16 protein-coding genes are annotated in these 24,068 nt (G+C 46.8%); 12 read left to right on the forward strand and 4 right to left on the reverse strand.

The window, feature by feature from the left end; all coding sequences use genetic code 11:
• The 12 genes from OXH39_12720 to OXH39_12775 form a co-directional block, all read left to right on the forward strand.
• On the forward strand, window positions 1-2,396 hold a 2,396-nt coding region (locus OXH39_12720; protein MCY3551315.1), incomplete at its 5' end, for a hypothetical protein.
• Between the two features lie 88 nt (window positions 2,397-2,484).
• The gene (locus OXH39_12725) at window positions 2,485-2,916 is read left to right on the forward strand and encodes a hypothetical protein (protein ID MCY3551316.1); all 432 of its coding nucleotides are present in this window, start codon (window positions 2,485-2,487) and stop codon (window positions 2,914-2,916) included.
• Between the two features lie 21 nt (window positions 2,917-2,937).
• Window positions 2,938-3,735, forward strand: a complete 798-nt coding sequence (locus OXH39_12730) for a hypothetical protein (protein MCY3551317.1) — start codon at window positions 2,938-2,940, stop codon at window positions 3,733-3,735.
• A gap of 330 nt (window positions 3,736-4,065) precedes the next feature.
• Window positions 4,066-7,071, forward strand: coding sequence for a sigma-70 family RNA polymerase sigma factor (locus OXH39_12735; protein ID MCY3551318.1), 3,006 nt, complete (start codon window positions 4,066-4,068; stop codon window positions 7,069-7,071).
• Window positions 7,072-7,101: 30 nt separating this feature from the next.
• On the forward strand, window positions 7,102-8,274 hold the full coding sequence (locus tag OXH39_12740; GenBank protein ID MCY3551319.1) for a hypothetical protein: 1,173 nt from the start codon (window positions 7,102-7,104) through the stop codon (window positions 8,272-8,274).
• Window positions 8,271-9,125: a hypothetical protein gene (locus OXH39_12745; GenBank protein ID MCY3551320.1), complete on the forward strand. Its 855-nt coding sequence runs from the start codon at window positions 8,271-8,273 to the stop codon at window positions 9,123-9,125. Before OXH39_12740 ends, OXH39_12745 begins: the two co-directional genes overlap by 4 nt.
• Window positions 9,126-9,654: 529 nt before the next feature.
• The gene (locus OXH39_12750; GenBank protein ID MCY3551321.1) at window positions 9,655-12,402 is read left to right on the forward strand and encodes a carboxypeptidase regulatory-like domain-containing protein; all 2,748 of its coding nucleotides are present in this window, start codon (window positions 9,655-9,657) and stop codon (window positions 12,400-12,402) included.
• Window positions 12,403-12,494: 92 nt separating this feature from the next.
• Window positions 12,495-13,304: a hypothetical protein gene (locus tag OXH39_12755; protein ID MCY3551322.1), complete on the forward strand. Its 810-nt coding sequence runs from the start codon at window positions 12,495-12,497 to the stop codon at window positions 13,302-13,304.
• Between the two features lie 153 nt (window positions 13,305-13,457).
• Entirely contained in the window at window positions 13,458-15,293 is a 1,836-nt protein-coding gene (locus tag OXH39_12760) for an ABC transporter ATP-binding protein (protein MCY3551323.1), read from the forward strand.
• Window positions 15,294-15,353: 60 nt separating this feature from the next.
• The gene (locus tag OXH39_12765; protein MCY3551324.1) at window positions 15,354-17,189 is read left to right on the forward strand and encodes an ABC transporter ATP-binding protein; all 1,836 of its coding nucleotides are present in this window, start codon (window positions 15,354-15,356) and stop codon (window positions 17,187-17,189) included.
• 214 nt (window positions 17,190-17,403) lie between these two features.
• Entirely contained in the window at window positions 17,404-18,930 is a 1,527-nt protein-coding gene (locus tag OXH39_12770) for an RNA polymerase sigma factor (GenBank protein MCY3551325.1), read from the forward strand.
• Between the two features lie 102 nt (window positions 18,931-19,032).
• A complete protein-coding gene (locus OXH39_12775) occupies window positions 19,033-20,349 on the forward strand; it encodes a redoxin domain-containing protein (GenBank protein MCY3551326.1) in 1,317 nt (438 codons plus the stop codon).
• Window positions 20,350-20,399: 50 nt separating this feature from the next.
• Here OXH39_12775 and OXH39_12780 read toward each other — a convergent pair whose 3' ends face one another.
• Genes OXH39_12780 through OXH39_12795 form a run of 4 tightly spaced genes read right to left on the reverse strand, consistent with a single transcriptional unit; the run spans window position 20,400 to window position 23,925 of the window.
• The gene (locus tag OXH39_12780) at window positions 20,400-21,281 is read right to left on the reverse strand and encodes a DUF1932 domain-containing protein (GenBank protein MCY3551327.1); all 882 of its coding nucleotides are present in this window, start codon (window positions 21,279-21,281) and stop codon (window positions 20,400-20,402) included.
• Between the two features lie 17 nt (window positions 21,282-21,298).
• Window positions 21,299-22,345: a hypothetical protein gene (locus tag OXH39_12785; protein ID MCY3551328.1), complete on the reverse strand. Its 1,047-nt coding sequence runs from the start codon at window positions 22,343-22,345 to the stop codon at window positions 21,299-21,301.
• Window positions 22,346-22,399: 54 nt separating this feature from the next.
• On the reverse strand, window positions 22,400-23,248 hold the full coding sequence (locus OXH39_12790) for a peptidyl-alpha-hydroxyglycine alpha-amidating lyase family protein (protein MCY3551329.1): 849 nt from the start codon (window positions 23,246-23,248) through the stop codon (window positions 22,400-22,402).
• A 14-nt stretch (window positions 23,249-23,262) separates the two neighbouring features.
• Complete coding sequence (locus OXH39_12795; protein MCY3551330.1) at window positions 23,263-23,925, reverse strand: hypothetical protein; 663 nt, start codon at window positions 23,923-23,925, stop codon at window positions 23,263-23,265.
• Window positions 23,926-24,068 lie beyond the last annotated feature (143 nt).

Raw genomic sequence — 24,068 nt, forward strand, 5'->3', positions numbered from 1 at the left:
AACGCGCACGGAATCGTCTAAAGGAGCATGAAAACATGATTCAAGAAACACTCGGCAGCGTACACTTGCCTGCCAACTTTACCGAGAATATTATGCGACAAACTGCTAATATAAAGCCAGCAACTCCTGTGAGCAGTAGGCCTTTAGTGCCGGTGGCACTCTCTACTGCAACAGCCGTTTTTATTTTTCTCATGATGGGTGTGGGTTCGCAATACCTCGCCCGCTTTCAGAAGCCCTATAACCTGAACGCGCAGTCGGAAACCACCGTTGAAATCATTGATGCGCCGATTGTCCTTGATACACAAGCAAAGCCGGATTTACGGAACCAATCCGGACGTTTTGATACCACCGGTAAAAGCAGCAGTGCCGGTCCCCAAGTCTCCGAACCCGTGCTGCTTGCCGCTGCACAGATAGAAAAGGAGACGCGTCCGTCAACAAAACAGCAGTGGATACAAGCAAGCGGTCCTGAAAAAGCGGGTTCAGTATCGGGCGTATTAGTAAGTTCATGGGGGGATGTCTATGCGACTTCTAAAATCGGTATCTACAGATTAGCACCAGATGCCACTGCCTGGACGCTCGTGAGTCCGCTCCCTCCAGAGGTTACCACAGACAACCACGGAATACCGATGGCAGAACGAAACGATACACTCTATCTTGTTTTTCCTGATAGTGTGTTTGCGTCAAAAGATAGAGGCGAGACATGGACAAAACTTGGCGAGCGTCCACAGGGACGCGTTATTGGACTCGTGATAACGGATGATGCATTGTACCTTGCGTTTCGAGATAAAGGCATTTTCCGATCTACAGATACGGATCAGCAGTGGAAACCACTTAACAGTGAAGTAGTAGATGGTGAGGTACTTTCAGTCGCTGCTATTGAAAACACAGTGTTTGTCGGGACAAATCAAGGTCTCTATCGTTTGCATTCAGGGATATCGGAGAAATTGTCGATAGATACCACGAAAGCCATCCACTCTTTGTCGGTTTCTGGAAATAATCTCTATATTGGAACGGGACGCGACCTCTCTCAGTTGGGAAATCCTGAAGGAAGACAGACGTATTTAGAGAACGTTATGAGCAACATCAATTCGGATGTAAGGACATGGGAGGTCTTCCACTCAACCGATTTGGGCGATTCGTGGACCGATATAACGCCGACAAGCAATTCGCACATGATGAAAATCTCGTCGGGCGTTAAAGTCTTGGCAGCTGAAAAGGGTATTCTGGTATTAGGAATGGTAAGTTTCCACTCAAGCGACGGTGGAAAAACGTGGACAGAATTGGGTAAGGATTCAATGACGATCCTTAGTTGGACCCCTGCGGTAGCAGTGAACGAAAATACATTCCTCAAAGCCGGAGTCTCTGGACTTACACGCTCAATTGACGGTGGCGAATCGTGGCACTCATTTATGGATGGAATAGCAGGTATTGCAGTATTCAACTTAGTGGGGTTCAAAAATGAACTTTACACAAGTACCACCAAGGGTATCTCTAAATCCAGCGATGGCGGTGAATCGTGGAAACATATTCGGTTGGCTTCAGGCGAACTCACACTAAAACCGATAGAGGAAAACAGTTTTACTTCCCCACTGATTTTTCCAAAATTAGCAATTGCTGACGGTGTCCTTTATGGCATCGCATCTGGTTCAGCCACAGAGAATACATTTCATCTCTGCCGTCTCTCCAGGAATGGTAATGTGTTAGTTCCTATCCAAGGGACACCAGCTCTTGGCAAAAAGTTTTCTATAACAGATCTAAAGGCATGGGCAGATGTAATGGATTCCCTCGAAAAATTTCCCGGTGCATTTGCGGTCAATGGCAAGACTTTCTATGTAGAATACAAGCGGGAGCTTCTTCGGTGGAAACGCGGTGAATCGGAATGGTTTAGGACCGGGCTCATAGATACAGGCGAATCCCCCAGTGACGGTGATGATGTTATAAAAGGTTTCAATCTTGCTGTTTCCGATGAAATCGTCTACGTTGGAAAACGCGATGGACACCTCTTTCAATCGTTTGACAATGGGGTTACATGGAACGATTTAACGTCAAACCTACCACTGCGTTTTGAGCGTTTCAATGATATAATCTTTGCGGGTTCAACAGTATACGTTGCTACAGACGCGGGTGTCTTGACCTCGGAGGATGGTAAACGTTGGGACGCAATCACCGATACGGCAGGAACGCACACCCTCATCGATCAAATCGCTGTGGATACCACAACAGTTTACGGTGCTGGTGACGAAGGGGTCTATCGATTGAATAATCGTGAGGGATGGGAAAAGATTTCGCCAGAAGTGCCAGATAACGTCATCTCTTTCGTGGTTAAAGGCGATAGACTTTATATTGCGACTGAACAACGTGGGATGTTTTATGTCTCTGTTGAAAAAGAATGGTAGGCAGCTGAACCGAACACAGCAACCTTAAATCCTGAACGCTGGCAAACACGCGAGCACCATTTCCTTAACAGATTAAGGAAACATATAAATGAAAAATCATCTGCTTAGAAAACCTTTGATATTTATTGCACTTCTTGGCTGTTTGTTTGGGTGCAATGCGGACAGGTACATTGATCCAACAGAAGCCGCCCGAATTGCCAAGGTGAAGGAGGGAGAGATCTACGAACTCAGCGACCAGAGCTGGGAGGCTAAAATAGAGGTGGTTTTCTCACAACCCCCGATGGATTTAAAAATCATTGAAGTCGTCATTAATCACGAAGATTACGAACATCAATGGGAACAAATCGACAACATTGTGACGCTATACCTTACATTTAGCAAGACAGAACCCGCAGATTTGGAGAATCCCATTGATTCTTCGCTAACGTATAAAGCCGAACTCATACTTAATTGGAGCACAGGTCGAAAGCAGATTGAGATGACGCTAAAACCACAGCGACATGTTGCAGAATTACCCTAACCTTCTGAGGATATAACGGACATGCGATTCTTTAAGTGTGAGTGTTTTTTTAACCGACTGCAGATCTGTCTCTTTTTAGCGGGCTCGCTATTTTTTGCGTGTCAATCAAGTCCCGATCCAAGCACTCTCAAACCCGAAAAAGAGGACATTGACACGGAGGATAGTATTGAGCCAATCGCACGACTACCAACGATCAAGGAGACGTTTGAACAACTCAAACGTGAAAACCCTGGCGACATTTTAGATGAGGACTTCAAAACTCTCCGACGGCTTGTCACGTCCAAAACTTATTTGGACTTCCTCAGACATAACCATCCGATAGAAGCTCAATATCAAACTTATCATGCGTTCTGGAAAATCGCAGCATCTCATCTGTCGCGATACCTGCCATTTTTAAAGCAGCATCTTGAGAAACCTGACGCAGAAGATGCCGCGAATGCACATCTTTTCGCAGAACACTATAGACATGTTCTGACGCGTGAATACCATGGCGAAGATCCTGATATTTTTCAAGACGAAGTGGTGAGGTTGCTGAATGGCCCTGCAATAAATATAGGGCTTAAGCATTTTGTAGACGGCGAGGGCAATGCTTTAAATGAGGAGGAAATCATTTTCTTTACCGTGGAACTTGGTTTTTACGTCCAAAAAACTGAGCAGGCGGATGCTGCACTCGCTCAGGAACTTCTCAATAAACACGGCGAACGTGACGCGCTTATTTGGATCGCGCTTGAGGACCCCGTGTTAATCGGATATATTCTCAAAGATTTTACGGACCCACAAGTGTTGTTGAGATGGATGGCTGGAGAATTTCATCAATAAGAAGCAACAATACAATAAACACTATAACGATTTTCTGTTTCGCAATTACAGCCAAACTATTGTGGGAATTGAAGGTCCCTCATAGGTTTGGCTTTTTCGCGTTCTGCTGAAAAATCCGATGTAAAAAATATAGCAATATTCGCCACAACAATCGGTAAATTCTCCTTTTCACCAGATCAAAAGAAACATTTTAGTGAAGTTATGATATAATTTTTTCAACTTTTTTCCATTATGCAACTTTCCGCATTTTAAATTACGTCATTAATTAGTGAAGGCAGTCCGATGGTCGCGTTTTAAAACCACACATCCGTATCTTATGGGAGTAAACTGATGAAAAACGAAGATGCACAACTGGTCAATCAATTCTTGACAGGCAACGAAAATGCTTTTACGACGCTGGTAAAAAAGTACCAGAAGAGTGTCCACGCGCTCGCGTGGCGGAAGATTGGCGATTTCCACATTGCCGAAGAACTCACGCAGGACACCTTCCTCAAGGCATACCAGAAACTCGCAACGTTGAAGAATCCGAACCAGTTCGCTGGCTGGCTCTATGTGATTGCTGATCGGATTTGTATTGATTGGCATCGAAAGCAGAAACCGCCAATAGAATCCTTGGAAACCACGAGTGCGGAGGAGATAGACGGATCATCTTATCGTCAATATGAAGATGAGCAGCGCGAGGAAGCATCTGTTGAACATCGCCGCAGACGCGTTAGAAACCTTTTAGAAAAACTGCCGGAGAGCGAACGCACGGTGGTAACACTCCACTATCTCGGAGAAATGACATCTAAAGCGATCGGTGAATTTTTGGGTGTATCACCAAACACAGTCAAGAGTCGCCTCCAACGCGCACGGAATCGTCTAAAAGAGCAAGAAAACATGATCCAAGAAACGCTTGGCAGCGTACATCTCCCTACAAATTTCACTGAAAATATCATTAGGCAAGTCGCCGATATAAAGCCGGTAAGTCCTACGAGCGGCAGACCGTTAGTGCCGTGGGCAATCACCTCGGCAACCGCCATTGTTATCTTTCTCATAATGGGCGTGGGATCCCAATACCTTGCTCGCTTTCAGAAACCCTACAATCTGAACGCCCAGTCGGAAATCACCGTTGACATTATTGATGCACCTATCGTCCTTGACTCACAGGCAAAACCGGATCTACGGAATCAATCCGGACGTTTCGAGAACACCGGCGAGCGCGGCAGTACGGGTCCGCAACTTTCGGAACCTGTTGTACTCGGTGCAGGACGGGTAGAAAAGGAGACACCCCCGTCAACACAGCAGCAGTGGATACAAGCAAGTGGTCCGGCAGAGGCTTCTGTGTTAGGTTTACAGGTAAGTGCTGCAGGCGACATATACGCTGCTTCCTCCATTGGTATCTATAAATTGACACCAGACGCTTCTACATGGGCACTCATCAATGCCTCCGTACCGATTACGGGGAACGCGCCGATGGCAGAGCGAGGGGATACGCTCTATCTCGTCTCCAGCAACGAAGTGATTGCTTTAACGGACAGAGGGGAGAACTGGAAGTCGCTCGGCAAGCGTCCGAAAGGACATGCTGTTGGACTCGTTATAACGGATGATGGACGCTACCTTGCCCTTGATGATCAGGTTTTCCGATCTACGGATACCGATAAACAGTGGACCCCGTTAGTAGATAAAGTAGAAGGCAGAATCATCCTCGCAATTGCCGCTGTTGAAAACACGGTATTTGTTGGTACAACCCAAGGGCTTTACCGCTTACACGCAGGCACGTGGGAAAAAATGCCGGTGGATACCACCAACGCTATCCACTCCTTGGCAGTCTCTGGAAACAACCTCTATGTCGGGACAGGTCCCGATTTTTATCAACTTATGACCGCTGAAGGTAGAGCTGCGTACACGAAGCAACTTATGTCTGGCAACAATTCGCAGGCATGGGAACTTTTCCATTCAACAGATTTGGGAAACTCATGGACTGAGATAACCCCAACGGGTAATCTGCTTATAATGAAAATGTCGCCAGGTATTAAAGTTTTAGCGGCCGGAGAAACTGTCTTAGCACTGGGATTGATGGGCACATTCCGCTCAATGGATGGTGGAAACACATGGACTGAACTCGGTACTGATACGCTTGACCCAAATTCAATGATGAATGCCATGATGCCGAGTATATCTCCTGCTGTGGTGTCAGACGAAAATACACTTTTCAAATCTGGGTTCTTCGGTCCCACCCGTTCAACCGATGGCGGTGGATCGTGGCATCCATTTATGAAGGGGATGGTGGGCACCAGAATATATAACTTGGTTGCGTTCAAGAATGCCCTCTATACCAATACTAACACGTCTATTACCAGGTCCACTGATGGCGGGGAATCTTGGAAAGCACTTCGCCTTGATTCTGGAGAACCTACACTAAAATCAGAAAAAGAAGTCGTTCCTAACGATTTTTTGGTTTCTTCTAAGTCAGCTATTTCTGACGATATATTCTACGGTATTGCAGCAAAAGGAGAAAATGAACTGCTCATTTTCCATCTTTCTGCGAACGGTAGCCTCTTCGTACCTATCCAAGGGGTTCCGCCTTTCCGAGGCGATCTCTCCATAGAGAAATTAAAGGCAGTATCGCAGAAAGCCCCTAAAGAAAATATAGCAGATAACACTTCTGGTGACGCTGAAAAAGCAGATGACTTCACTGATATAATTCAGCAGACAGATCCGATGCAACATCTGGAGAAATATCCGACTGGATTCGCAGTCAGCGGCGAGACGTTCTACGTGGAATATAAGCGTAGGCTTTTTCGATGGAAACGCGGTGAATCTGAATGGTTCAATACTGGACTGATAGATATGGCGGGGCTCCCAAAGGATATTGAAAGTCTGGGAGACAGTATGGAAAACTTCAAACTCGCTGTTTCGGATGAAACCGTCTACGTCGGAAAACGTGATGGTCATCTATTTCGATCATTTGATGGCGGCAATACGTGGAAAGACCTGACTCCAAACCTACCGCTTCGCTTCAAGCATATCAACGAAATAGTGTTTGCGGGTTCAACGGTGTACGTCGCAACAAACGCAGGGGTTCTGACATCAGCAGACGGTGAACACTGGGGCGTGATTACTGACAGAACAGGTGTAAACACTGTCATAGACCGAATGACTGCGGCTGGCACAACGGTTTATGGTGTCGGCAGTGGTGGCGCGCACCTATTGGATAAGCGTGGCGAATGGGAAAAAATATCGCCAGAGGTCCCAGACAGTATTATCTCTGCCACTATTAATGGTAATAGGCTTTATGTAGCCACTAAACAACGCGGGATGTTCCACATCTCACTTGAAAACGAAAACAATTGATGTTTTAGAAAAAAAGGCAGGAGGTCTCTCATGAAAAATCGTCTGTTTCCGATTATTATAGCACTGTGCTTTGTTTCTCTTATTGGCGTAGCGTTTTTACACGTACCACGTCCGCAAACCGAGACACCTATCAAAATGGAATCGGTTCAAGAAGACGTCAAGCCAACCGATATGCCCGAAAACAGTGGGGCGAACCCCCTTACCGAAACTGATGCGTTCTCCCAAGTATTTGGGTCAGACGCAGATGTGGAGAAACTCGAAGCGGAACTCTCCGAAACATTTGGGTCAGACATAGATATGGACAAACTTAAAGAAGCACTGCGTTCAAAAGACCCTGAACGTATTAAGGAGGCTATGGGTCCAGAGTTCGCAGCCCGAATGGATGCAGCTATGAAGTACATGGAGGAAAAAATGGAAGGTTTAGAGGAAGGTGAATTTCCTGATTTCAATATCCAAGAATACATGAACATTTTTATGGGTGAAAACGGTCCCAAGATTGATTTCGCGAAAATTTCACAAGAGGCTTTCCGAAGACATTTTCCTGAAGGTGAACCTGAGGATTATGAAGTGGAAATGGCACAGCGAATCCACGAAATAGTTGCAGCGACACCTGGCAACTTTCAAGAAGTAATGTCGGCTGTTACGATGAATCTCGCTCGGGAACAAGATTTCCAATTTTGGGCACTTGCCAACTTTAAAGGTGAGATAGGTCAACAGATGGACTGGATGACACAACAAATCCTTGTAGGAGGCGAGTTAGAGAACATCCAGTACGATATCCCGGAAGACCTGTCTGCATTCACACAGATGCTTACAGAAATCAATCCCCAAGATTCAGCAGCAGTGTCAACACCAACACCCCAAACCGCGACAGACACGACAGAAACGATTGAATCTCAACCTGTCGATCCAAGCGGAAGTACGACGGTCGTAGCAGAGGAACCTAAAATAGATTTACCCATGCCAATGTCCGCGGCGAGAATAAATTCTATCAAGGAAATCCTATCTCAGCACGGAACAGATGAAGGCTTGCTGCAGCTGCTTGAAACCGACACAGAAGCCGCAAACTATCTTTTGGAGCGTTTTGACTCGCCTGCTGAAATAGAAACATGGCTCTCTGAACAATCGACAGAATCAGCACCATCGAAACCGGACATTCGTCAACTGTCCCCGCAACCCTTACCACCGGAGGTTCAACCGTGAAGCAAAACGTTGTAAAATTCAGGATTCTTTTCTTACTGTTTCTACTTCTCTCCCTCTACATTCACAACGCTGCTGAGGGTGCCGAAGAAATCGAACCCGAAACGGAGGCAGGAAATGAACTGGTAGGTGAAATGATGAAGGGAATGGAAGATGTAATGGCGGATCACGAGAAGCGTAAAAAGGCACTGGAGGAATTAGTCAAAAAACCTTTGACTGAAGCACAGCAAAAACTGCTGCGTCAACTGTCTAAAAATACCGGTGCGTTAGATGACATCTTATCCAGTGAACCCTACTTAGCCTATCTGAAATCAGAAACTGGGAAAACGTATAAAGATTTCTTAGACTACGTTGCGGTGATGCCAACACCGAAGCGAAAAACCAAAGTGCTGTTTTCTTTGAAAGAAGCGTTACCGCCAAATACGAAGGCGAAAGCACTCTCAATTTGCACAGATTACTACTTCAAACTCCGCTCACTGCTCGTGAAAGAGCCAGACATTCTTGGTAAAACCAATGCACTTGTCGCATTTCAAACCAAAAACTTAATGGAGCCGTTGATGGGAATTTACTCAGCAGAGGAATTGTTTTCCCATATATCAGAATTGACGCAGATGTCTATGGTTTCCACTCTTACAGCACAGACGGACACTGAAGTTTTTCATGACGCGTGGCGCGAGCGTTTGGAGAAACACGGTTCGTCGGAGGGGCTACTGCGGTGCGCGATTGCAACGCCAACTGAATTCGCTCTCGTCCGTTCGTTTTTTGAGGACACTGCAGCATTTGAAAAATGGATCCAGGCACCTCTGAAAACAGAAGAGGCATCTGAAGAGAACAAAGAAAAAACAGATGAATGAACCTGTTTTATCAGTGAGGGAAAAAATTGAATATTTTATGCTGCCAAGCCAACTTACTCTGATGTAATATGGCTTAGGACACAAGTTCAAATAAAGCACCGTTTCGCAATTACAGCCAAATTACTGTGGGAATTGAAGGTCCCTCATAGGTTTGGCTGTTTTGCGTTCCGTTGAAAAATCCTATTTCTTGTCAACGAGAATTTTTAATTCAACGTGAGTTTGAAAATAAAATCGGAGTTCCCGTAGGTGTTTTGATTGGGGGTTTCTCTTAGGTTGAACGGAGATCCCCTAAAAATTGCACACAGCACAGAATTTTCTTTGCTTTTCCCTAAAAATATTGTATGATATTAGTTAGATATAGTCTTTTAATTTAATAATTGAGATGATTTTTTTTAAAATTATCTCAATTATAACCTAAGTTGCAGGTTGTAAGTCTAAGCGAAACCCAACATCTCATTTTTTTCAAACTCACGTTTACTTCAGCGTTAAAGTCTATAATCCACATTCCAAACGAGAGGCAAAAATCTGTATGAAATTTTGCTTACATTCAGTTTTGTTTGTAATGCTCATGCTGCCGTTCTCTGTTTTCGCTGAAACGGACAATAGTCCAAAAACCGAAAGCAGCTTCTGGCAGCGATTTTTCCCCCGCACAGGTGATATAGAAGGCACAGTTTTTCAACCCGATACCGACACACCATTGGTTGGCGCAGAGGTGCGTATTGTTGAGACCGATCAATCTGAAAAAACCAGTGAAGACGGAACGTTTCGCTTTACTGAAATCCCTATCGGAAAATACACACTCTCCATTTCCGACCGGATACATAGTACGCCTATAGAAATCCCTATCGGAAAATACACACTCTCCATTTCCGACCGGACGCATAGTACGCCCACAGAAATTCCGATTGAGATTCGCACCGGTGAGGTGCTTCGTGGACGATTTTATCCTGGTGGGGAGGTGCCATTTATCAATACCACCGATAGTGGAGACATTGATGGACACGTCTATAGCCCGACGACAGGCAAACCGCTTGCTGAGGCAGAGGTGCGTTTTGTCGAAATTGACATCTCCGCGAAAACAGATACGTCTGGGAATTTCCAGTTTATAGGAATCGCGCCTGGGACGTATACCCTGTCAATCACACATGCGACACACAAAACACCAACAACCGCAAAAATAGCGGTGACAGCAGACGACACCACACAGGTAAAAATATATCTCGGCGCAGCGGTCCGTCTCGAAACAGTTGTTGTGGAAGGGCGACGTCTACCACCAACAATTAGTCGCAAAGAAATTCGAGGCAGCGAGCTGATACGGATTCCTGGGACCGGACATGACGCGCTCAAGGGTCTCACGACCTTGCCGAGCATTGGTATTCCTAACGATCTCTTTGGCATTCTCTATATCCGCGGGAGTGCCCCGGGAGATACACTTCTTTATCTCGATAGAACCCCGCTCGGCTATCCGTTCCACTATGGCGGATTATTTTCAACGATTAATTCAAATAGTATTGAGGACATCCGGGTTTACGCTGGCGGGTACGGTGCCGAATTCGGGTTAGATTCACAATCGGTTATTGATATCCGTTCGCGTGAACGCTTGAAAAAACAGTGGGCAGGCGTAATAGATATGAACATTGCCTCCCCTTCTGGTTTCGTTGAAGCCAAAATTGGAGATAAAGGCTACGCCTCCTTTGCTGGACGATTCAATGCCCTTAATCTTATTTTAGGTCCCTTCTTTGATTTCACATTTCCAACTTGGTCAGATTATCAACTGAAATTTGCCTACGAACTTACACCAAAGCACCACCTGACGCTCAACGGCTTAGGCGCAACAGATCATTTTGATTTCTCTAACTTTGGGTCAGAAGAGACTGAAGAAGCCGTTGATTTCTCCTTCTATTTCAAAAATGGATTTGAAGCGGAAGGCATCCACCTCCGCTCTGATTTCACTGATAAACTCACATCTCACCTATCCCTTACGCGTTCCCACAATTTTCTCAATATTAATTTGGGTGGCGGATCAAGCGAAAATGATAGACCTGCCAACGAAAGATTTATCTACAATGTCCAGGTGAACGCCCCAACGTATACCCTTCGCGAAGATGTGTCTTACAAATTAACACCGAAGTTTCAATTCGAGCCGGGATTCCTTCTCGCCTATAGTCCAGCCAAAAGCCACGCACACACCTCTTCTCCAGAAAACATAGATTTTGAAAGCGACGAGGAACCTTTATGGACGCAGAAAATTGACGATTTTAATTACACGTTTCAGCGTGCTGAGGGGTATTTGCAAGCGCGTTATGACCCCTTATCGTTTCTGTCTGTAGCACTCGGTGTTCGGTTTGATTATCTCAATTTGACAGAGGAACGCTCGATTCAGCCGCGTGGCAGTCTGAGTCTCACGCTGCCAACGACTTCTACGCTCAGGTTTGCCTACGGTAGATACGAACAGAGTCCATTCGCGTATCAAGTACTAAAGGCAGATGGAAATCGAGACCTAAAACCGAGTCTGACTGAACACTATGTGGTGGAGCTAGAACACGAGTTATCACCACAAACGGAACTCAAATTAGCGGTTTATTACAAAGACTTGCGAGAATTGGTCACGAGATCCGTTGATCTTGATGCCTTTTTTGATAACCCAAACGCAGCATTTACAACGGCATATCTCAATCAAGGGAGAGGCTTTGTGAATGGAGCAGAGGTATTCCTGCGGCACCGTGTTGGCGAAAAGTTTTTTGGATGGGTATCTTATGCTTATACCCACGCTGAACGGCGTGAGACCCCGGACGATGTCTACAAACCGTTCCTCTTCGATAATACACACATTGTCAGTATTGTTGCCAACTATAACCCGACAACGAAAACGGAGATCGGGGCAAAGTGGCAATATTCCAGTGGTACTTCTGCAGTTCCGCTACACACACTCCTGAACATTCAAGATCCTGTGACATTGGGCATGCATCCCCTTCTCTCTGATGTCGCAGGCGCAATTGTTCCAACTGAGTTTCAGGCGTATCACCGCTTAGATCTCCGTTTTAGTCGCAAAAGGACTTTGTGGGGACTTCCCGTGACAACTTTTACCGAAATCTGGAATGTTTACAGTAGCTCGAATAAGACAAGATTTAACTTTGCTAACAGACTTGTTGAGGGAATCAACGAGGCGGAGTTTGCGAATGAAGAAGAATTCCCCTTGGACCTGGAATCAGCAGAATATAAGAGTCCAATTCGGTTTCCATTTAATTTTACTTTTGGGATCATATATGAATTTTAAGTCAGGGAGCATCACTTGTTTATAAAGATTGTAATCCACCTTAAAAGATGCTATCATGTGGTTACAATAATTTAACAAAAAGGAGATGCCAAATGAAAAAACCGATTTTTTTGATTCTTATCGGTATAGGTGTTCTGCTTCTCGTTGGTGGTGCTGTGTTTGTCGTTCCATGGTTCGGAAAAATATTTAACGAGATGGAGGAGATGGCTGAGAAACATGCCCAACATAGGCGCGCATTAAGAGAGACTGCCCGTGAACCGTTGACCGAGGAACAGGAGGAACTCTTGTCCCAACTTCTTGAAGTTGCAGGGGACACCTCCGTAGTAGAAACACCAAGCGATACAGAAAGCATTCTGTCAAGTGATCCTTATCTCGCCTATCTGAAAGCACAAGAAGGAGGGGATTACGAAGACTTTCCGGCGTACGTCAACGCGATGCCGACAGAAAATATCAAAGCTACCGCACTCTCCAGAATCAAAGCCACTATCGGGGTAGATATGACGGAAGAAGAACTAAAAATTTGGGAGAATTACTACTTCGTTGTTCGAGAGTGGGGCACCACAGTTGAAGACCCACGGGACAATATGAAAGAACTTAATGAACTCCAGCAGCCGCATTTGATAGCACCCTTGATGGAGAGCGATGAAGAAGTATCCGGCTGGCACACCAAAATCGTACAAATCGGTATGTCTTCTATATTCATGACAGAGGACAGCAAAGTGTTTCAAGAAGCCTGGCGTAACCGCTTAGAAACACACGGGGAACAGGAAGGACTTCTGCGGTGCGCGATTGCTGCCCCCGGTGAATTCGCGCTCATGCGATCATTTTTTGGGGACATGGCAGCTTTCCAAGAATGGATCGTTACACGTCCAGAACCTGAAGTGCAGAACCCAGAACAATAAAACCTCCTATGAAACTGGCACTGGATGAATCCTGAAAAATTTATCTGGTGCCAGCTCTTTTGCAGATCATGATCCGTCCGTTTTGAAACTTTAATTGATTTTTTTTAAGGTCTTCGGATTAAACGCCGTAGACTCTTTTTGTTGGAGAGAAAAATGGTTTCGGAAAATTCTAACGCTCCGAACACAGAACCTCGTCCTTCTGCCCTAAAGACACTGCGTCGTTTTTTCCTTGTCGCTTGGCACGCCAGCCGATTTGGAGCAATCGCTCAAGCACTGCTAACACTCGCACACGGGGGTATCCCGATAGGGATTCTTTGGGCAAGCAGGGAACTGGTGAATCTCATCGCTGCTTTTCTCGATCAGGAAGCGGATTTGAATTTAGAAACCGCAGCACCGTGGGTGATAGCACTCGTGCTTTTGGCAATGCTCAGAAATATAGCAGGCACCTGTGATGGATATCTGCAATGGAAGATGAAAAACCTCATTGGTCTCCACCAACAGGGAGCCTTACTTGAGGCGACAACGCATATCGACTTTGCAGTTTTTGATCAACCGCAGACGTATGATTTGATACAACGAGCGCGACAAGCACTCGGGCATCGGCTCACCAACCTGCTGCGATTTATAACGGAAATTGGGCAACTCTGTGTGACATTAGTGGGGTACGGGGTCCTCCTATGGGTAGCGGATCCACTGTTGGTACTCGTAGTCGTGTTACCCGCACTTCCGTCTGCTTGGCTTAAAATTAGAGCAGCAGAAAATAGGTACAGCCACGATTACGCAGCGACACCTGTCCGGCGTATGATGGATTATATGCTGAGTTTATTGCTCGGCACTTCCTCTGGACAGGAAGTGCGCCTCTATGGTCTTTTCAATCACCTTTTCGGACGCTGGCGAACGAACCACGAAAAATGGAAGGAAGAATCGCTGGCAAAGATATGGACGGAAGCGAGAGCCTCTATCGGTACAACTATCGCTGAAATGATTGCTTATGCAGTAGCGATTGGAATTCTCGCTGCGCGTATTGTAGACGGCAACCTCACGCTTGGGGATTATGTGATTCTTACCGGCACCGCTGCATTCTTCCAAGGAGATTTGGAGGGATTACTCAGGCTAATACAGGACATACTTGAAGACGTACCTTTGCTTCGTGATTTACACCTCCTCTTAGAACGCGGAAAAACAGCGCGTACACAGTCAGGAACCGAGACATTCCCACAGCCGCTACAGCAAGGAATGGAGGTTCGCAATCTACGTTTCCAATATCCCGGTGCGGATAACGACGTGTTACAAGACATAAACTTTCATGTGCATCCCGGCGAGATAATTAGCATTGTAGGGGTTAACGGCGCAGGCAAATCAACACTTATCAAACTACTGCTCGGATTATACCAACCCGATGATGGCACCATTCGATATGATGATAAAGATATATCCGCGATTGCCCCGGAACAGATGGCACTTAACTGTGCCGCCGTTTTCCAAGACTTCGCGCGTTTTCGTAGACCTGTGCGTGAGGAATTGGTGCCAGGTCCACCAAACCTTCATATTGATGACGACGCGCTCTGGCGTGTCATCAATGCGGTTGGTATTGAGGAGCGTTTTCAGACGCTTCCGCGCGGCTTGGATACCTTCCTCGACCCTTCACTCGGCGAAGAAGGTGAAGGAGCGGAACTCTCTGGCGGAGAATGGCAAAAAGTCGCACTTGCGCGAGCCTTAGTGAGGAATCCTCAAGTCCTTGTGCTTGACGAGCCGACTGCTGCCTTAGACCCACAAGCCGAAGTCGAACTTTACCAACGTTTCGTTGAACTTGCTGCTGGACGAATGACATTCTTGATTTCACATCGCATCGGATCGGCGCGTCTTGCTGACCGTATTTTGGTATTAGATGAGGGACGTATTGTTGAAGACGGCACGCATGAGGCATTACTTGCCCAAGATGGTCTCTATGCCAGATTCTTTCAAGCACAAGCACACTGGTACCAATAGGGATTGCTCACAAGAATGGAAACTGTCTGTCTTGACCGAACCGCAAGGAACAATTAAAAAATGCAAAACGCTAATGGAAAATGGAAGGCATGGGGATTGGCTGCCAAAGAAAGTATCATCGCATACTTCCGTACTTTTGCGATTGTCTGGCGGAGTGGCGCGCTCTCGCTTTCGGGTATGATGTTTCTCACACTATCCCTCGGCGTTCTGCCTGCTGGCGAGTTTTTCGTGACGGAACGTTTAGTCAATGCAATCACAGCTGCTATAGGCGATGCCGATTGGTGGCAGCAGGTTGTCCCGTGGTTGCTCGGTCTACTTGGTCTACAAATCTATAGTACGCTGGCAGACCAGTTACGAGAACCGTTACGCCTCAATGTCAGAGAAAACATCGAAATTTGGATTAGTGAGGGTATCGCACGGAAATCTAATACAATAGAGTTAGTCGAGTTTCAGACCCCAGAATTCCAAAACGCGTTAGCGCGCGCTCGCACCATGTCCGGTGATGAACTTGAAGAGATTGTTTGGTGGATCGTTGACAGCATTCAACAATTAATCAGCGTCACCGCGCTTGGTATCGTGCTGTGGGGTCTCCATCCGTTGTTAGCATTGCTTCCGATGGTAACCGGTATAGCGTCTTGGTGGAGTGGCTCACGCTTCGCTGTTGATGCTTACAGTCTTGATGTCCAACAGACACCACAGCAGCGGGAACGAGATGCGTTAGAAGGTATTCTGACGGATCGCGGTGCAGGTAAGGAAGTGCGGTTATACCAAGCACAAGACTCATGGATAGAACGTTGGCGGAAGTTATGGAAAGAGCTTATACAAGAACAACAGACAATTGAACGGCGTAAGTTTTGGGCGCATCTTGCAATTGGTATCTCACGCGCCTTGTTGTACGCTTGTTCGCTTATTCTTTTATTGCTGGAGGTCTCTCGTGGTGGGTTGACAGTCGGCACCTATATCGCCGCTGCCGTCGCTATCGTTAACTTAGATGGCATCTGGAACGGAGTCGCTGAGTATTTTCTATTAATAGCGGACGAGATGCGCCGTTTGTCAGGAGATTTATACTCGTTTTTGGATCGTGACACTAAAACAGTGGGTAAAGAACCTTCAACATCTCAGAAAGCACCCAATCTGACAGCCTCACAAGAACCTTCACATCTACAAGTAGAAAATGTTTCGTTCTTTTATCCAAATGCGCAAGAACCGGTGCTTCGTCAGGTGAACCTAACATTGAATAAAGGGGAGCGGGTCGCACTCGTTGGACCCAACGGGGCAGGAAAATCCACACTGGCACGTCTACTTCTTGGGCTATACAAACCACAAACAGGCGCAATTCGTGTGGGTGACATACCTTTAAACACAGAAAATCGGCGGGAGTGGTTGACGCATTGCAGTGCAGTGTTTCAGGATTTCGCGTGCTACGACCTGAGCGCACGCGAGAATATCATCTTTGGTGACTTAGAACATCCTGAACGTATGGAAGCGGCATCAACAGCTGGTGGGGCGGCTTCAGTCATTGATGGACTTAGCGCAGGCTATGAAACTGTGTTAGGACCGACTTTTGGAGGACGTGACCTCTCCGGTGGCGAATGGCAACGCATCGCGACAGCAAGGGGTTTCATGCGGGAAACGCCATGGTTGGTTGTCCTTGATGAACCGACTGCCGCACTGGACCCTTTAGCCGAACAAGCGATCTATGAACGATTTATTCAACGAAGTAGCGGACGCACATCACTTATAATTTCACATCGTTTATCTTCAGTCCGCACCTGTGATCGCATCCTTGTCCTTGATAACGGCACAATTGTTGAAGACGGGGACCATGAAACCTTATTGGCAAATAATAGACTCTATGCGCAGTTTTTCAGAGCACAAGCGCAATGGTATGTTTGACAGAGGCATTCAGTTGTCAGCAGTCAGCAAAAACGTTTCGTAAAGCCAGATGAAAATAACGTCTACTTTAGGCAGCCTTCTGACCGATATTTTCCATCCTCCTGACCGATATTTTTCCACAAAAATACCATTCTTTCGCGGAATTGTGTAAGTTTTTATTGTCAAGTCGCGTCACTATATACCAAATAAGGCACTTTCTTTTTTGAGGCATTTGATGAGAAACGACAATGTTGAACTGATTCGACGGACCCTTGAAGGCGATGATGCTGCTTTTGCGGACTTGGTTAGGAAGTATCAGAAGCGAGTTCACGCGCTGGCATGGCGGAAAATTGGGGATTTCCATATCGCTGAAGATATTACGCAGGAGGCGTTTCTACAAGTCTATCGGAAATTGGCGACGCTGAAAGATCCGAATCAGTTTCCGGGATGGCTTTATGTCATCGCCAACCGCCGCTGCCTCGCGTGGCTCCGAAAGAAACGGATCCAGACAGAACAATTGGAGGAGACGGATATAACAGTGGTAGAGAGCACTTCATATTCCAGACACGTCGCTGCAGAGCAGGCAGAAAACGCAATGGAAACTAAACGCGAACTGGTTAAAAACTTATTAGCAAAGTTGAAGGAAAGCGATCGCACCGTACTGACACTCTACTACTTCGGTGAAATGACATACGCGGAGATAAGTGAGTTTTTAGGCGTATCCGTCAATACCGTCGCGACGCGTGTTCACCGTGCACGGGAACGCTTAAAGCAGTATGAACCTATGATTCGAGAGGTACTCGGCAGTTTTCAATTGTCTCCCAATTTAACCGAGAACATCATGCGTGAAATTCCGCGTATCAAGCCTCTACCGCCTACTGGTGGAAAAACACCGGTTGTCCCGTGGGCAACCGCCACCTCAATGGCTATTCTCACTGTGATAGGGCTTGGCATTAGCAACCAATACGCAGCGCGTTTTCAGCAGCCTTACAGTTTTGATGCGACATCCGAGATGACAGTCGAGATTATTGACGCATCTATTGTCCTTGATTTTCCGTCAAAGCCGGATGTGCGAAATCAGGTTGGGCGGGCTGCTACTGCTTTGCATGCCACTGTAGAACAAGACCCCGTTTTTTTTCAAAGGCAAGCGGGGCAAGTAACAGATCAAATAACAATTGGAAAGTCAATGGCATGGATGCACGTGGGTGATAAATGGGATCCCTCACAGATGGCATTAGTCCGGACGGAATTCAATAGTGGCATCTCATACAGATCGAAAGAATACGTGGGTCCTCAAACAATACCGGAGTTGATGAACGTATTCGATGAAATTTACAACCTCAAGCACTCAGACACCATAGTAACTGTATTTTCGAGGGAAAGTATCGCTGAAATCAATCCGGACGAAGTGGCGGGGTTACACGCGTGGCAGGAATTGCTTTCAAAGGAAGGCATCTCCAGTCAATTCACGCTTACAGAGATAGATGCACGATATCCCCGAAATACATGGCTTCAACGCCTTTTGGAGAGAAATATCATTATAGAAAACCTCGCGGATTATTTTTTTGTTATGGGACACCGGTATCAGTTGGCATTTTTGGAAGATAATCCGTATCTCTGGGAAACCGAAATTCAGGAGGTCTCATCAACAGAGGCGTGGGAAACCTATAAAACTACTTATATTGATGAGTTGATTAGATACTATACCAAGACTCGGAAAGCCAGAGATTACTCTTCGTTCAACCCAACCGAAAAACCGTAATTTTAGTGTGGACAGTCCACTATTTTTCAACTTATACGATGGAAAATAACGGAAATATTATTGTTTGACAAATGCTCTGGAAACAGAGGGAAGGAGACACAAATGAAAGCAGTCTTGACAGTAGCAATAGTGCTAAGTATTCTATTAACTTCTGCTTATGCAGATACACCCACAGAAAGGTCGAATGAAGACTTTCCTACGAAACAAAACGAGAAAAATATAGAGCTTTGCACGGAAAATTTAGTTGCGATTGGCAAAGCACTTCAAACCTACCGAAAAGAACATGGGGAACTTCCGCTGTGGCTTTCGGATCTGCATGGTAAATACTTGGTGGATGAAAACAATCTTCTCTGTCCGGCAGATGAAAACGGAGGCAAACCAAGTTATTACCGTAGGACTGACCCGAAATTGCCCGTAAGTTACGACTATGCACAGTTCGATTCTGGCTTTCAGGAATTGACAGCCGAGAAGCACTATATTTATGGTGATGTCATACCGATAGTCCGTTGTGGGCATCACGCCAATGAAGATTTTACGTGTTTAAACTTAAGTCTCTCTGCTAATATTTATCGGTCAACCGCTGCCTGGGCAATATACGAACCAGAAGCGATGTATGGAGGTTTTGAGAAAGCAATTGCCACGCTTGAAGTCAAACTGCAGGACGCTCCAGATGATAAACGGATCTTCGAGTTGTATCCTGCACTCGTTCGACTCTACATCCAAACCGAACAGAAACAAAAAGTCGATGTTCTGGTCAACAATTTCAAGTCAATCATGGACTCCGAACACATTAAAGACAACTTCACCCTCGGTGATATGCTTGAGATGGTGGGTCGGCATCGGGATGCGCTTCAGATCTATGAGGGATTGGAAAAGCAGGGATCGAACAACCGATACATCTTCCAGAAACTTGCCCAAGTTCATGAAAAACTCGGCAATGTAGAGATAGCGAAAGCGTATCACATCAAGTTTGATCCAGTGTTAGCGTTGATAGGGAAATCTGTTCCTGATTTTTCTGCGACTGACTTTGATGGTAAACCGATCTCACTTCGCGATTACCGCGGAAAAGTCGTTTTGCTCGATTTTTGGGCAGTATGGTGCTCGCCGTGTATTGACGAAATTCCAAATATCAAAAAGGTTTACAATACCTATAAGAATGCGGGATTTGAGGTCATCGGGATCAGTCTTGATCATCATAAATACGAAGTTCGGGATTATATTAAAGCGAACAACATTCCTTGGCGGCAGATTGTTAGTGGAAAAGGGTGGGACAGTCCAATTTCGCGCCAGTATAACATTCGTTCGATTCCAGCACCGTTGCTCATTGACCGAGAGGGCAGACTCATCTCGCATAATGCGAGAGGGGCAGATTTGGAGAGACTCGTGGCGGAAGCGGTACGGGATAAATCCACGGACTAAAACCGAAAGGCACTGCCTATAGCGTTATCCTACAAGATAAATACCATTCTCTACTCCGATTTCAGGTTTTCCGCCAAGATTTCAATCAGTTCAGCTAAAGTCGGGAATTCGTCACGTGCCTCCGGTGGGAGATCCGCGAGATGCGTGTCCCCGATGAAGCGATACATATCCGCCGCGCCTGTCAAGATGTTCGGAGTCAATCCGACATACGCGAAGGTTGCCGAAATCTCCTCCATCTCACCGATCCAGCGTCTCGCTTTCGGTGGCATGCTCGGCAATCCCCTCTCCATCCGCTCAAAAAGTGCCGATTGACTCAACTGAAATTCCGCAGTGAGTGCATCTGAAACACCCAAAACGGATGCAGCCATGAGCAATTCGGTACAGAGTGCTGTTAGTCCTTTTGTTAGCGAGGCGTAGCACATCTTAATCGCAGAGGCGAGCCCTATCTCGTCTCCGAGCGTGCGGACATCTAATCCGTAATTGTTGAGTTCCGAAAACGTGTCGAGGTTCGGTCCCGATGCGTAGAAGCGCGTCGCCCCCGGTGTGCGCGGCGGTGGACCGATGATAGAGGCATCGACGAACGTTCCGCCTGCTGCAGTAATAACGTCTCCTAATTTGCGCACCGTCTGCGGTGCAATGGCGTTGCAGTCGGTGTATGTCAGCGTTGTATCCGTCTGTTGCAGTGCCTCCGCGACTGCGGACGCAGCGGACATCGCCTGTGCAGGCACCATAATTGAGAGGATAAGGTCGGCTTCGGTAACGAGTTGGGGATATGTCGGCACATCCACAATACCTGCCTTCTCAGCGAGTTCACGGGTGCGTTGACTTCTTCCGTGCAGACAAGTTATAACGCGCAAACCGTTTTCACGAAGGACGTTCCCGACAGTGTGCCCCATATCACCAGGGCTTAAAATTCCGACTGTGTTGGGCATAGATTACCTCCCATTTTTCAAATATGAAGACCGACAGTGTTGAATGCTTTGAAGACTAATATTGCCCCGAGTAGGATGACGACAGCGGCACTGATAATCGGTAGGCGTTGTAACCAGACACCTTCACCCGTGAAACGCTCGATTACCGGTTTTGCCATCACCATCAGGATACCGATAGCAACTAACACCGCAGCAAGTCCTAATGAGAAAGCACATAGGATAATTAGACCCCACACAAGTTTGCCAAGACTAATAGCGAACAAGAGTCCGATGAGTGCATCGACACACGGTACAATACCACCGGAGATACCAAGCGATAGCAACCCCCAAAAACCGGTACGTTCTGGCGGCGCATGGCTATGTGTCCGCCCCCCATGACTGTGTGTAAGGGCGTGGTCGTGTGAATGTCCAGGGTCATCATCATGCGAATGGTCATGTGAATGGTCGTCGTGTCCATGATCGTGGTCGTCTGCGTGCGGATGGTCGTGATCGTGGTCGTCGTCATGTCTATGTGCATCGTCGTGCCCGTGATCGTGGTCATCTGTGTGCGGGTGATCATGGTCATGTGAATGGTCGTGCGAATGATCATGCGGATGTGGGTGATGATGTCCATGTGCATGGCTCTGTGCACCACCACTGTAGTACTGCTTCATGTTTCTGGTAAGCAGCCACGCGCCAATACCAACAATCAAGACCCCAGAGAACAGACTTAACCACGGCACTATATCCTCCGGTGCAAACCCCTGTGCCACCAGCATGACAATTCCGAGTGCTATAACGCTGAAGGTGTGTGTAAAAGTAACGACAAGCCCAAGGAAAACTGCGTCAATTACCCTGCCTTTAGACCCGACGAGGTAAGCGGCGACGATGGCTTTTCCGTGTCCAGGTGTTAGCGCGTGCAAACCGCCAAGCACGAATGAAACCACAAGGGCAACAATCGCCAGTTGAAGCGTAAGTGGTCGGTTTATGAGTTCCTTTATCCGATCGCCTGAATGTTCATGCCCTTCGTCAGCAAACACCAACGCGCATCCGACAATACCGATAAAAATAATACTGGCTTGCAATATGCGCTTGCAAGCTGCGCTGCTAAAATAGTAATAACGTTTCTTCAAAACCGATTAAACCCTCGCGAATTTCTGGAAACGCCTATCCGCAATGACTTCACTCACATAGATGTTCCCGTTTGAGTCGATCCAGATACCGTGTGGAGAATCGCTGAATTGTCCGGGAGCGTCTCCCTTTTCGCCCCAGCGTCCGATGACCTCTCCGTCAAGCGTCATGATACTGATGCGTTGTCCCCCCTCGGCGATATGGATAACATTATCACTGTCAATAAAGAGATCGTTCGGAGAACGGAGGTCTGTCCATTCGGTCAAGTATTCACCGTCGTTATTAAAAATCTGACAGCGAAGGTTACCGCGGTCGAGAATATAAACGCGATCGTTGTGATCCACGGTGACATCATGTGGAAGGTTAAATTCACCAGGTCCTGTCCCCGGCGCGCCCCACGAAACGATGACTTCACCATCAGCCGTCATTCGGTGTACCCGTGATTGTCCGTAACCATCAGAGACGTACATCTCCCCAGAGGTTGAGAGGACAGCACGCGTCGGTTCATTAAAGGGTCCCCCCGGTGCGCCTGGTTGATTGACAGTCCCAAATGTCTCCAACAGCTCCCCGTCGAGCGAAAATTTTCTGACGGTATGATCTATGGTATCAGTGGTATAGATTTCATCGTCGGGACTTATCCAGATGCCGTGCGGTTTTTGGAAGATATCCTTTCCCCATTCAGTAACGAATGTGCCATCAGCCTCGAAAACGAGCATAGCGGGTTGTGGGCTACGGTTGTAGACATAGACCCTGTCATTTGAGTCGCACGCTACGCCGGAAACGAGTCCGAGTTGCGGAATCATACCCCATCCTTCTACGACTTCATATTGATAATCACCTGTTCCAAAAGTTGCCATGGTAATGCCTCCTGTTAAGTGCTAATGTTTGCGTGCCTCGCGACAATAGACTTCAGAATCTGCACGATACGTTCCGCTTCGAGAACACCGTTGTAGACAGGACCGAATTCGATGTTGAGTGTCGGTTTCTCGGTCTCAATCTCGCCGACTACCCCGCGTACAAATGCCCAAGCGTCATTAACGGTATAGCACCCGAAAATTTCTTGCTCCGGATTGGAGTTCCCTTTCCAATTGAGCCATGCAGCAGCGAGCATCTCGCCATAGAGTTGAAATTGCGGATTCGGTGCATTGATACCGCGTTTTGCCTCATGCACAACAAGATAAGGAGGTTGGATTCTCCCCCCAACAGATGGGGCGAGTGCGCCATCGGCTTCCCCCTCCAATTCAAACGCGGAGTAAGTAGCTTTGAGTGGCACGCCTGCCCATGCTTGAATATGCCCTTGTTCTGCCAGGACCAACAACGGATAGATAGCACGCGCCCAGAGTGTGGCTTCGTTCATGAGTACGAGTTGGCGTCCATGCAAGAGAGATTTGAGATAGTTAAGTAGTCTGATTTCTTCTGGGTCTAGTATTGATGTCATTTCATCCCATTTGTCGGACACATCTGGGCGTTCGTACAGGCTCACAAGTGCGTTGAGCGTTTCCTCGGTGAGTTGTGACAATGGATACGTTTGCATCACTGAAAACCTCCTTCCAAAGTGTTCTACAAAACTTCCACTTCTGCTCAACTTCTTTTTATCCAACTCCAAGAAGATTTCAAATCCGGTGATAGCACCCACAACCTAAAGGTTGGGGCTTCGGCTTCGTAGCGACTGCGGTT

This window comes from Candidatus Poribacteria bacterium, from assembly GCA_026702755.1.
Lineage (GTDB): Bacteria > Poribacteria > WGA-4E > WGA-4E > WGA-3G > WGA-3G.